We start from the raw sequence: 12,676 nt of genomic DNA on the forward strand, positions 1-12,676 counted from the left end.
CTAACAATTTAAGCCCTGTCAACAATTATTTGTGTAATTTCTGTAATTAGTATATACTAAGGGAAAACTTACAAGGAGGCATATATGAAAAAAGAAGAAGATATAAGAGTCGGGCAGAGAATAAAAAATATTCGTTCCACTCTTAAATTGGATCAAAAAACTTTTGCTAAAAAAATTGGTGCCACAGTCTCAGCGCTTAGCAATTGGGAAAACGGTAGGAATAAACCAAATGATATTAAAGCTAAAGCTATAGCCGACTTAGCGGGCATCACAGTAGATGAGTTGTTACATGGCCAACAAGATAATGAACTAGTTCAGATATACAATAAACATTCTGCTGAAGATTATGGGAAACTTTTCAAATACTACCGCTTAATAGACGGCATGACGATAGAAGAGCAGGCACAAGAATTAAGCACACCACATTTTATTGGATCAGTGCCCAAGGTGACTATATCAGTTGAGCGATTAGAACAAATTGAAGAAGGAAATATAAAGCCTTCACTAGATGAGTTAATGAGACTCTTTGCTAGCAACTCAAACGGCACTATGATGGATATGCTAAACCTTAGATTCATATTCAAATTAAACTTAAATAGCGTATATGATTTTTTGAAAAATATATCTTTTGAAGAAATTGACAAAAATAATGTTAAAAAGATGGTGGATACTCTGAATTTAGCTCCAGTTATTCGCTATGATACTTTTGATTTAGTAAATATCTATAATTACATGGTTTCCGAAAATCAGTTTCAAGGATTAGATATACTAAAATCATATTTTAGAAATACAATAGAAAATATATCTGAATTTCTATCTGATAAGGAAGATGGCCCCAGCTCCCAAGATATGGAAATGGATTTAATAATTACTCAAGGAGAATTAGCTAGAAACTTGAACAAAATTGAAGCTTATGAGGAAGTCTATCTATAATTACTAATCCCAGTATTCAAAACATTAACACCGCCAACATGTATTCTTATCTAGTTCAGTCTTGGGGGACGTATTAGAAAAGAGGATACATAAATGGCAAGCTATACACAATATCAGACAAGCAAGGGCAGTTTCTGGCAAGTTCGGGGCTACCTGGGCATTGATCAATCTACTGGTAAAAGTGTTAAAGTTAAAAAACGTGGATTCAATACAAAAAAGGAAGCGCAAGCCTACTACAAGCAATGTTTCATTGAATTTGAAACAAGCTCCTTTAAGGTTGCCCTTCCTAAAAAGATAAAGTTTAATCAAGTATACCATGAGTGGTTGGAAATTTATAAAAATGATGTGGAAGATTCCACCTATTCAAAAGCTAAGCGACAAGTTGAGTTGCATATCCTTCCAACTTTCGGGGACTGCTACATAGATAAGATCACCGCCAACATGATTCAGAAACAGTTGAATCAGTGGCATAAAGAATTTAAAAAATTTCGATTATTCTACAGTTATTTTAAAAGAATAATGAAGCTGGCCTATAGTAGAGGTTACGTTAAAGAGCTAGTTACTGATAAAGTCGTTACACCGAAAAAGCGTTTGAAGTATGATTGCGACAAGCGGGAAGAAGTACCCTACTACAACATTGATGAACTGCGCCAGCTCATGAAGATTTTAGAAGCAGAAGAAAGCCGCAAATGGCATGCTTGCATTCGCACGTTAGCCTATACGGGGCTTAGACGTGGGGAAATTCTGGCGCTGACCTGGAATGATATTGACTTCACCAACAAAACATTAACGGTTGATAAGGCGCTGGGGCAAAGAAACGGTAATGAGCTATATTTAAAAGGCCCTAAAAATGATAATAGCTATCGTACAATAAGCGTTGACGATACCACGCTAAATGTATTGAAAAGATGGCGAGCTGAACAAAGTCAGTCACTTTTGAAGTTCGGTTTTAAGCCCCTGGGCAAGAATCAACTGGTTTTCAACAACACTAAATCAAATAGCTTTCTGAATCTTACCGCTATTTATAACGCTTTTAAACGTATATGTCGGCAAAATAATTTTAGATTTATCAAACCTCACGGCCTTAGGCATACACATTGTTCCCTACTCTTTGAGGCTGGTGTCCCTATGAAGGATGTCATGGCCAGATTGGGGCATGGAGATATTCAAACTACTATGAACATTTACACTCATGTCACGGAACAATCAGAACAGAAAAGCGCCCAACTATTTGCAAAGTATGTTAATTTTTAGTGAAATAGCTTAAATGGGGTCACATTTGGGGGCACTTATCTTATATAGGTGATATTGAATCACTAGAAACGCTTTAGATACAAGCTTTCTAGCTTCTAATTTATTTAGAGTGTTCATTTCCCTTCGTCTCCTTTTTGTGAATTCTAGTGAGGGCTAGTAAAGGCCAATGTTGATTTATCGGGCTTTATCACACTTACTAATAGCCAGTAATGTCTAATAAATGCTAGTTTTTACTCGGAATTCTATAACATTTCTATAACTTTTGGACCGTTAACCAGCTAAATCAGCTGACGAATAGCGTCCATAAAAAAACAAGCAGCCCAGCAGGTCAATCTGCAAGGCTGCTTGTTTTCTGTTCATCCATCTCATTTGATTATTTCTATCTAAAGGAAACAAAGTCAATTAATTATCTTGGTCATTATTATCGCCATCTTTTGTCTTAAAGAAGCTTGACCAAAAGCCTCTTAAGGTTAAATGTTTGCAGAAATAGAACCATGCTAGCGTTACGAAAGATACAAACAACACATATAATACGAATAGTAGACGGTCTAGCATTTCAATCATTGCTCCCCTATATTTCAAGCACAACTAAGAATTTAATTTTTTTGCACTTTTATTATACTATATAACCAAAAAAGTACTTAGGCAGGCATCGTTATATTTCTTGACATTTTATTTCCACCTGGTATTGTGAATAAAAATATTTATATTTTACGAGGAGGAAAAGAAATGAAGAAATTGTTATTACTAGCGCTAGCCGCTGCTACTTTAAGTGCTTGCGGTGATCAGGTTAAGGAAGCCCCTGCTGGGAAGGTTGAACTGCAGGAAGAGAGTAAAGAAAATAAGCCTGAAGAACTCACAGAAGTCGGGCAAAAATCAAATGATCCAGAATTTGGCAGTCTCGAACTCAAAAAAATCGCCCAACCCGAAGAAACGCTAGATATTGCTCCCGAATTAAAAGCGACCATTCATAGTGTCAAACTTTTTCAGTCTGATAAAGGCGAGGCAGACCCTGTTTGGGACATGGTTGGGGGCAATCCAAAAGAGGGTTACTTCTTACAAATTGTCTATTCCATTGAAAACCTATCAGATCAAGAAATTATTGGTCCTCATTTTGATCGGCTAATTTTAGATAATGGTGAACAAATCGATGACCATGTCCTCCTCAATCAAACGACTGAATTAGCTCCTAAAGCTAAAGCCTCTGACCAAGTCATGCTGGTTGGCGTCCCGACTGAAAATTTTTCTGGCTTCTCTCTCGAAATGACCACTGCTATGACCATGGACGAGAATGCCATGGACCCCATGATTCAAAGCCAGGCCATTAATTTTCAATTTTAAATGCTAACTTTCTTAAAGTGCATACATATTTTATCGGACCCTAGAGCCAAACTTTAGGGCCTTCCCTTTTTTGCTCTGCCTTCATCCCTTGTGCTAAAATAAGCTTAAATAACTAAGGATAATAAAAGGAGGATGCGATGATTTCCAAGGCAGCTCAAGACTATTTAGAAGCTGAGGGGATCCATGATTTACGGGTGGAATACCCCCAGTCTGTATTCAATTCTTGCTGTGAAGCTAGTAATTTTGAGCCTGAGGTCAAGTGCGGACAGCCCGACCATCCGGAGAACTATCAGAGCTACCAAGCCGGGCCGGTAACGATCTTCCTGCACCGATCTGTCCGTCTCTCTGACCGGGGCGACTGGGAGATTGGACTCTTTCGCTTCTTAGGCTACAAAAAACTAGTTTTCTCTGGCTTTCGTCCCATTTAATGAAAGGAGTCTATATGTCTAAATTATTTCAACACCAAAGCTTAGGCGATTTGATGGCGGGGTTCTTTGATGGCAGTATCCGTTTCGGTGAGCTCCTTGACCATGGCGATACCGGTCTTGGCACCTTCCACGCCTTCGACGGGGAGTTTATCATGGTCGACGGCCAAGCTTATCAAATTCAAGCTTCCGGCCAGGTCGTAGAGGTCGAGCCTGAATTGACCAGCCCCTATGCTGCCGTCACCTTCTTCAAACCAGACCGCTTTGAAGAAATCAAGCGGCCCACGACCCTGAAAAAAATGCGTTCTGAGATTGGACAGATGGTCCAAAGCAAGAACGTCTTCTCAGTGATTCGGATTGACGGGCACTTCGATTATGTCCATACCCGGGCGGTACCAAAGCAAGAGAAACCCTATCCGCGCTTAGTTGAAGCCACCCGGGTCCAACCTGAATTCGAACAATACGATATCATGGGGACGGCAGTCGGCATCTATACGCCCCACCTCTACGATGGCGTAGCCAAGGGCGGCTTCCACTGCCACTTCATTAGCGATGACCGCAAGTTTGGCGGCCACATCCTGGACTACATCGTCACCGATGCCAAGGTCCAAATCCAAACCATCGATAGCCTAGAGCAACACTTCGCAACAGACTATACGGAATTTATGGAAAACGACATCGACTACGACAACCTCGCCGCCGAAATGGAAGAAGCAGAGGGCTAAAGGGTGAGAGCAAGAGCGTTTAGCTTTCCTTCACTGGAGCAAGTAAAGATAGCAAAAAGAGCTTGGAAATTCCCAAGCTCTTTTTGCTGCAAATTATAAGGGGTAATACGACTTAACGTGCATAGTCGACAGCACGTTTTTCACGGATTACCGTTACTTTAATTTGACCTGGATAGTCAAGTTCTTTTTCGATTTGCTTGGCTAAGTCATGCGAGAGTTTCACTGCTTCAAGGTCATCTACCTGGTCAGGTTGGACCATGACGCGGATCTCACGTCCCGCTTGAATCGCATAAGACTTGCTGACACCGTCGGCACGGTTGGCAATGTCTTCCAAGCTGCGTAGGCGTTGGATATAATTTTCAAGCGATTCTGACCGGGCACCTGGACGTGCAGCAGATAGCGCATCGGCAACTGCGACAAGCACTGAAATTGGTGAAATGGCTTCTACATCCCCATGGTGGCTTGCAATCGCATTGATCACGAGGTCATTCTCATGGTAGCGTTGGGCCAATTCGACACCAATTTCAACGTGGGTCCCTTCAATTTCATGATCCACGGCCTTGCCGATATCATGCAAGAGACCGGCACGTTTGGCGCAGGCTTCATCTAAGCCTAATTCACCAGCCAGAGTACCCGCTAATTTAGCCACTTCGATACTATGGCCCAGGACACTTTGGCCATAACTGGTCCGATAATTCAAGCGTCCCACTAGCTTAATTAAGTCCGGATGCATATCATGGATGCCGAGGTCGAAGACGGTATCCTCCCCAATGGTACGGATACGGGTATCCATTTCTTTGCGGGCTTTTTCCACTGCTTCCTCAATCCGGGCCGGGTGGATCCGACCATCTGCGATCAAGGCATCGAGCGCGATCTTAGCAATTTCTCGGCGCACCGGGTCGAAACCACTCAAGACGACAGCTTCAGGGGTATCATCGACAATTAAGTCAATCCCCGTTAAGGATTCTAGCGTCTTAATGTTCCGCCCTTCTTTACCGATAATCCGGCCCTTCATATCGTCATTAGGTAAGTGGACAACTGTCACTGAACTTTCAGATACAGTGTCCGCCCCACTCGTTTCAATGGCTTGAAGGATAATCGATTTAGCGATTTTATCAGCTTTTTCACGAATTTCTTGTTCAGCATCACGAATTTTAATCGCAACTTCATTACTCAATTCACGTTCTGTTTCAGATAAAATCAAGTTTTTCGCATCTTCTTGGCTTAAACCCGATACTCTTTGAACTTCTTCTTCACGTTTTTGGATCAATTGGTCCGCATGGGCTTCTTTTTCTTCAAGATTGGTCATGCGGTCACGCAAGGATTGTTCTTTGGAGTTGAGCTGATCTTCTTTATTATCTAGCGTGTTTTCGCGGCGGGTCATGCTTTCTTCCCGCTGGTTCAAACGGTTTTCACGTTGTTTAAGTTCATCACGATCAGCTTTTAAATCTTTCTCAGCTTCGGTTCGATAAGTTTGGGCTTCTTCCTTCGCTTCAACAATCATTTCTTTATATTGGGATTTGGCATCACGCTCGGCACGGTTGATAATATCCTGGGCTGAACGTTCAGCTTCAGCGAGGTCGGCTTCCATCCGTTCCTGGCGACGCTTGTCCCCAACATAGTTCCCGACTAAAAGGCCAACAATTAAAGCAACGATAACGAAGGCTATTCCTGTAAACTGCATAGTTCACCTCCGTTTCTATTTAATTGTAGTCTTAAATACTTTAAATATTTTTACTCAGTGTAAAAACTTTTACACCTATTATATATTGTATATTTTTGTTTCTAATCTGTCAATTGTTCTTTAAAGGCCCCTCAATTTAGACCAATGACTAAGCACAAAAAAGACTAGGAAAACTCCCAGTCTCTTTGTAAAAATTATGATTTACGAACGCTTATTCTTAATCTTTGGCAGTGCGGTTAATTGTTGCTACTGAAGGACTAAGAGGTCTTCAGCTCTGGCCCTATTCCTTATTGTCTTCCTTCTCGTCCACGTCTAAAGCAGCTTGCCCAGTGGCTTCTTCTGAGTCAGACTCAGCGGCTTCACCGCCAAAGCCATAATGGGCACGGACTTGTTGGTCCACCGCTTGGAAAATATCCGGATTTTCCTTCAAGAAGTTCTTGGCATTTTCGCGACCTTGGCCGATCCGGTCATCCCCGTAGGAATACCAAGAGCCTGATTTTTGGATGATATCCAAGTCAGCGGCTAGGTCAACCAATTCGCCAGCTTGGGAAATTCCTTGGCCGTACATGATATCAACCTCTGCCACGCGGAAAGGTGGGGCTACCTTATTTTTGACAATTTTAATCTTGGTCCGGTTACCGATTACTTCCCCTGCGGCTTTCAGTTGTTCACCGCGTCGAACTTCTAAGCGGACGGTAGAATAGAACTTCAGAGCCCGACCACCTGGTGTAGTTTCAGGGTTTCCGAACATCACGCCCACCTTTTCACGGATCTGGTTGATAAAGATGGCAATGGTCTTCGTCTTGTTAATAGTCCCGGATAGTTTACGGAGGGCTTGCGACATGAGTCGGGCTTGTAGACCCACGTGGGCATCCCCCATCTCCCCTTCAATTTCAGCCCGGGGCACTAGGGCAGCGACAGAGTCAACGACTACAATGTCGATGGCCCCTGATGAAATCAAGGCATCGGCAATTTCTAAGCCTTGTTCACCCGTATCAGGTTGGGACAGGAGCAATTCATCAATATTGACCCCTAAGTGTTTGGCATATTCAGGGTCTAGGGCATTCTCCGCATCGATAAAGGCTGCAATGCCACCCCGCTTTTGGACTTCAGCGACCGCATGAAGGGCCACCGTTGTTTTACCTGAAGATTCTGGACCATAGACTTCAACAATCCGGCCCCGAGGATAACCGCCGACCCCTAAGGCGATATCGAGAGTCAGTGACCCAGACGGTACTGTTGATATTCTTTGGTCGGCCGTGTCACCTAACTTCATAATGGCACCCTTACCAAAATTTCTTTCAATTTTTTTGAGGGCTTCGTCAAGGGCTTTTTGACGGTTGGAATCGTTGTTGGATTTACTCACAGTACTTCCTCCTTGTCGTACATTTACTCTAGCTATATTGTAGCGGGCTTCTGCTCAAATAGCAAGCAAAAAGCGAACAGTTGTTCTAATTTAATTTTTGGATAAGGGCCAGGCAAGCGGCATGGACTGCTGACCGGCGGATGTTCTCACGCTGGCCTGATAAGTGCAGACGGTGGACTTGGCAGTCGGCGGGACCGGCTAGGCCAATAAAGACCGTTCCGACATCCTGACCTTCCATCTGGTCTGGACCGGCAACCCCCGTAAAACTCAAGGCATAGTCCGTCTGAAAGAGCTGGCGGCACCTCTCTGCCATTTCCTTGGCGCAAGCCTGGCTAACCATGCCTTCTTGGTCCAATGTTTCAGCGGAGACGCCTAGGACATCGCGCTTGGCTTGGAGGCTATAGGTCACGACGCCCCCTTCAAAAATTTCTGAAGCGCCTGGGCAGTCAACAATAGCAGCTGCCGCCATCCCACCCGTTAGGCTTTCAGCAACTGAGACTGTTTTTTGCTGGGTCTTGAGGGTCTGGACCAGGGCCTGGCTGGGCATATAGTCCAGGCCTTGGCCATAATAGTAAGCCCCGAGGCGGTCATTAATTGTTTCTTCGAGGGTATCTAAGAGGGCCTGGGTCGTCCCTTCATCCGAGCCACTAGCCGTCAAGCGCAGGGTCAGAACATTATGCTTAGAATAAGTTCCGATGGTGGGATTTTCCTGGCTTTGAATCAAGTCATCTAAGCTTTCGGCTAGCTGGGACTCCCCCAGCCCATAATAATTCAAGTAGCGCGAGCTCAGTACCTGCCGGCTATCTTCAGCTATAAAGTCTTGGATTAAGGCCTTGCCCTCTTCAAGGAACATGGCCCGCATCTCCTTAGGGAAGCCAGGTAGGACTATATAAAGTCGACCATCCTTGACCAGGGCCGTGCCCACCGCTTGCCCCACAGGATTTCTGAGACTTTTCCCCCGGCTAAAATAGAGGGACATGCGTTGGTTCAAGTCCGACATGGTCGCTTTACGCCGGCTAAAATCTTGGCGGACCCGATCTAGATTCTCCTCATCATAGACCAAGGGCTCATCGAGATAGGCAGACAGGGCCTGCTTGGTCAGGTCATCTCGGGTAGGCCCGATACCGCCTGAATAAATAATTATATCAGACCGCTCTTCTGCCTGCTTGGTGACCGCTGCTAGGCGGTCGGGATTGTCACCGATAGCCGTTTGGATATAGTGCCCCACCCCCAGTTCTGTCAGTTGTTGGGCCAAAAATTGGGCATTAGTGTTCAGGATTTGCCCCATAAGAATTTCCGTCCCAATCGCAATAATTTCAGCTTTCATTTCTTTCCTCCTTATTCATATATAGACCATTTTTTCCAAAATTCACTTTTATTCTAACAAATTTTTAAAAAAAGCTTGGGCCAAAAGTCCTTGCCTGATAAAAAAGTGACTAGGAGCTTGACCTAATCACTTTTCTTTTTTCTATGCTGAGCCCTTAGAGGCCATCACTAAATACTTTTTTGTTCTTAATGAAATAGTCAAAGCCCGAATAGAGGGTGAAGAAGAGGGCGAGGTAGAGCAAGACCTGACCGATTGAGAAGGGTAGGAAGCCAAAGGGCGCATCATCAACCAAAAGGAAGATGACAGCGAACATTTGCGTCATAGTCTTAACCTTGCCGATAAATTTAGCTGCCATGACCTCCCCTTCTTGGACCAAGATCAAGCGCAGGCCAGAAACAGCTAATTCCCGCATGAGAATCAGGCTGACCACCCAACCTGGGGACTTACCCAGAGTCACCAATTCAATCAAGGCCGTCGCGACGAGCATTTTATCAGCGATGGGGTCCGCAAACTTACCGAAATTAGTGACTAAGTGGTCGCGGCGAGCAATATAGCCGTCCAACCAATCAGTAAAGCTAGCAAAGATAAAGACCAAGGCCGCTAAAAACAAATGAGGGTCGATCGCACTGCCTAAGAAATGCCAGGTCCCCCAATCCAAGGGGAATTCCACTAAGAGCAGGAAGACGGGAATCAGTAAAATCCGAAATATCGTTAATTTATTAGGTAAATTCATCTCTCAATTCTCCTTTAATTTGCTTGTGAAGGCTCATCGCTGTTATCGGAAATGTTGACAACCCGTGGCTTAGATCCATTAGCCGGTCCGATAATTCCCCGCTGTTCCATATCATCAATGATACGGGCGGCCCGGTTGTAGCCGATGCGGAAGCGGCGCTGCATCATGGACGTGGATACTGTATCCCGACCCTTGACAAATTCCATGGCGTCAGACCAGATCTCATCAAGTTCATCAGCTGGATTATCTTCACTGGCTTCACTGGGCATCATCGCTTCAACATAATTTGCTTCTTGCTGGGACTTCACAAAATCAACTACGCGTTCCACTTCATCATCATCAATGAAGGCCCCTTGGACTCGGATCGGCTTGCCCTCACCCATCGGCATGAAGAGCATGTCGCCGCGACCTAGCAACTTCTCGGCCCCATTCTGGTCGATAATAGTCCGCGAATCTGTCCCACTGGAGACCGCAAAGGCGATCCGAGAAGGCACATTAGCCTTGATAATCCCTGTAATAACGTCAACAGAAGGTCTCTGGGTGGCCAGGATCATATGGATACCAGCTGCTCGGGCCATCTGAGCTAGACGGATGATGGCGGCTTCCACTTCCTTGGAGGCGACCATCATCAGGTCAGCCAATTCATCAACGATGACAACGATATAGGGCAGGCAGGGATCGTCCGTCCCCTCTTCCCGGTTCTTTTCACGGATATGTTGGTTGTAGCCCTTCATATTCCGAGCCCCCGTTTCAGCAAAGAGTTCATAGCGCCTTTCCATTTCTGCCACAATCTTATTCAGGGCTTGGGCAGCCTTACGAGGGTTGGTTACAACAGGGGTTAAAAGATGGGGGATGCCGTTGTAGACATTCAATTCCACCTTCTTAGGATCGATCATCATTAACTTAACTTCATGAGGTTTGGCCTTCATCAAGATCGAGATGATAATCCCGTTAATACAAACCGATTTACCCGATCCCGTAGAGCCCGCTACCAGCAAGTGGGGCATCTTGGCCAGGTCAGCCATCTGGATGGAGCCCGCGATACTCCGTCCCAGGGGAACTTCCAAGAGTTTGGGCGACTTGGGAGCATTCTCCAAGCTATCACGCAGGGCGACCAGGCTGACTTGTTGGTTAGGAACCTCAATCCCAATGGCCGATTTGCCAGGAATCGGCGCTTCAATTCGAATATCCTTGGCTGCTAGGGCCAGGGCAATGTCATCCGCTAGGTTGGTGATCTTGCTGACCTTGGTCCCGATAGCTGGCTGGATTTCAAACTTGGTCACAGCTGGTCCCAAGTTAGCCTTGACTACCTTGGCATCGACATTAAAGCTCTCGAAGGTCTCCTCTAATTTCTCAATATTGTGTTGGATCACACTATATTCGCCGGACTGGTCCGTTTCTTCCCGATCATTCAAGAGATCAGGCTGAGGCAGGCGATAATTAGGATTCTCTTCCTCGGCTTCCATTTTCATGTCAGCCAGGTCTTCATGGTCCTCCTCTTCTTCCTCATCGTATTCAAATTTTAAGGGAATATTTTGGGCAGGCGCGCCGGCTTGAGCAGGAGCTTCTTGTTGACTCGGACTCGACTTAGCCCGGCTCCCTCCTGAAGACTGGGAAGAGGATAGGCCGACGATTTCCACCGGCTCTCTTGGTGCAGGCTGGGCCTCTTGGTCAGTCCTTTCTTTTTTAGGCCGGATGCGGTTCTTCTTTTCTTTGGGCTCAGACTGCTTAGCCTTTTGCTTGGCCTTGGCCTGGCGCTTCTCTGACTGCTTCTGCAAGTTCTCCTTACTGTCTGCCAGGAAATTGGAGAACCAATCTGAAAAGACCGTCCAGAGCATCTGGATGCCTTCCAAGAATTCCTGCCAGGAGATATTCATGACAAAGCAGAGCAGGACCAGGATGGCGATAAAGATGAGAACATAGGTCCCCACTTGGCCCAGAGTAAAATAAGAGACAGTGTAAAGCAAGGCCCCAAGCATGCCCCCACCCAAACTCTGGCTGAAGGTCCCCTGGCGGAGGGCTTCCGCCGCTAAAGACCAGGTCACATTAATCAGAGACTGGCCCTGATCCGCAAAGGCTGAAAAATACCAAGAATGTAAGATCAGTGCTAGCAGGGGCAAGAGCCAGAGACAGGCTTGGGACAGACGGTTGCGCAAGTTAGGGCCCTGACCTGTTAGAATCAGCCAGACCATGGCCAAGGCCAAGCCAACAAAGACCGGCAAGTAAAGCTCGCCCACCAATAAGCGCATAACCTGGGCAATGAGCCGGCCGACAAAGCCTAAGCGGAAAATGCCAAATAAAGTCACCACAAGCATGCCAAGGGCAACCGCTTCATTTTTAAATGTACGTTTTTTTGTTTTTTTCCTTCTTCTTTTTGCCATTGACTTCCGACAACATCCTTTCTCGACTAATCGATTCGACGATTATACACTCTATATTATATACAATTTTCAGCTTTTACGCAGCTTATGGGCTAGGAATAATTTCCCCACAAGTTAGATTTCTTTACTAGCTATTCCCCCAGCCCAACAAAGCATGCTATGATTAAGGAAAGGAGGTTGCAAGATGTTAACCAGTAAACTTCGTATCAGCGGCCGGGTCCAAGGGGTCGGCTTCCGTTTTCACTGCAGTCAACTAGCCCGCCAGTGGCACTTAGGGGGTTCGGTTAAGAACGAGGCAGATGGCAGTGTCAGCCTGGTCCTCCAAGCAGATGCCCAGACCCGAGAGGAATTTCTCCAAGCCCTCGAAAAAGCCAATCCCTATGCGCGGATTGACCAGGTCGACCTGATAGCCGAGGAAGACTTAGACTTTAAAGATTCTTTTGAAACGCTTTATTGAAATCATAAGCGAGTTTCGATAGAATAATAGGGTAAGTTTTATCAAAGATT

The 12,676-nt window shown here is 45.3% G+C and carries 11 protein-coding genes; 6 read left to right on the top strand and 5 right to left on the bottom strand.

Going from position 1 to position 12,676, the window contains the following annotated elements; genetic code table 11:
* Window positions 1–84 precede the first annotated feature (84 nt).
* The 5 genes from QP860_RS03550 to budA all read left to right on the top strand — a co-directional run bounded on the left by QP860_RS03550 (window position 85) and on the right by budA (window position 4,678).
* Window positions 85–933, top strand: a complete 849-nt coding sequence (locus QP860_RS03550) for a helix-turn-helix domain-containing protein (RefSeq protein ID WP_284912198.1) — start codon at window positions 85–87, stop codon at window positions 931–933.
* 93 nt (window positions 934–1,026) lie between these two features.
* A complete protein-coding gene (locus QP860_RS03555) occupies window positions 1,027–2,187 on the top strand; it encodes a tyrosine-type recombinase/integrase (protein ID WP_284912199.1) in 1,161 nt (386 codons plus the stop codon).
* 729 nt (window positions 2,188–2,916) lie between these two features.
* A complete protein-coding gene (locus QP860_RS03560) occupies window positions 2,917–3,528 on the top strand; it encodes a hypothetical protein (protein ID WP_070617805.1) in 612 nt (203 codons plus the stop codon).
* Between the two features lie 137 nt (window positions 3,529–3,665).
* Window positions 3,666–3,956, top strand: coding sequence for a CC/Se motif family (seleno)protein (locus QP860_RS03565; RefSeq protein WP_070617803.1), 291 nt, complete (start codon window positions 3,666–3,668; stop codon window positions 3,954–3,956).
* Window positions 3,957–3,970: 14 nt separating this feature from the next.
* Window positions 3,971–4,678, top strand: coding sequence for an acetolactate decarboxylase (gene budA, locus QP860_RS03570; RefSeq protein ID WP_070617801.1), 708 nt, complete (start codon window positions 3,971–3,973; stop codon window positions 4,676–4,678).
* A gap of 112 nt (window positions 4,679–4,790) precedes the next feature.
* Here the strand turns inward: budA and rny are convergent, their stop codons facing one another.
* The 5 genes from rny to QP860_RS03595 form a co-directional block, all read right to left on the bottom strand.
* Window positions 4,791–6,362 (bottom strand): ribonuclease Y, encoded by a 1,572-nt coding sequence (gene rny / locus QP860_RS03575; RefSeq protein WP_070617798.1) that lies wholly within the window; start codon window positions 6,360–6,362, stop codon window positions 4,791–4,793.
* Window positions 6,363–6,642: 280 nt separating this feature from the next.
* Window positions 6,643–7,728 carry a recombinase RecA gene (gene recA, locus QP860_RS03580; protein WP_070617796.1) on the bottom strand — a complete coding sequence of 362 codons (1,086 nt, stop codon included), beginning with the start codon at window positions 7,726–7,728 and terminating at the stop codon, window positions 6,643–6,645.
* Window positions 7,729–7,813: 85 nt separating this feature from the next.
* A complete protein-coding gene (locus tag QP860_RS03585; protein ID WP_070617791.1) occupies window positions 7,814–9,055 on the bottom strand; it encodes a competence/damage-inducible protein A in 1,242 nt (413 codons plus the stop codon).
* A 154-nt stretch (window positions 9,056–9,209) separates the two neighbouring features.
* Window positions 9,210–9,788: a CDP-diacylglycerol--glycerol-3-phosphate 3-phosphatidyltransferase gene (gene pgsA, locus QP860_RS03590; protein ID WP_070617788.1), complete on the bottom strand. Its 579-nt coding sequence runs from the start codon at window positions 9,786–9,788 to the stop codon at window positions 9,210–9,212.
* Window positions 9,789–9,802: 14 nt separating this feature from the next.
* A complete protein-coding gene (locus QP860_RS03595) occupies window positions 9,803–12,169 on the bottom strand; it encodes a DNA translocase FtsK (protein WP_070617785.1) in 2,367 nt (788 codons plus the stop codon).
* A gap of 184 nt (window positions 12,170–12,353) precedes the next feature.
* On the opposite strand from QP860_RS03595, the gene QP860_RS03600 reads away from it, so the two are divergent.
* Entirely contained in the window at window positions 12,354–12,626 is a 273-nt protein-coding gene (locus QP860_RS03600) for an acylphosphatase (protein ID WP_070617782.1), read from the top strand.
* Window positions 12,627–12,676: the final 50 nt, after the last annotated feature.

This window comes from Aerococcus sp. UMB1112A (assembly GCF_030230715.1).
GTDB lineage: Bacteria > Bacillota > Bacilli > Lactobacillales > Aerococcaceae > Aerococcus.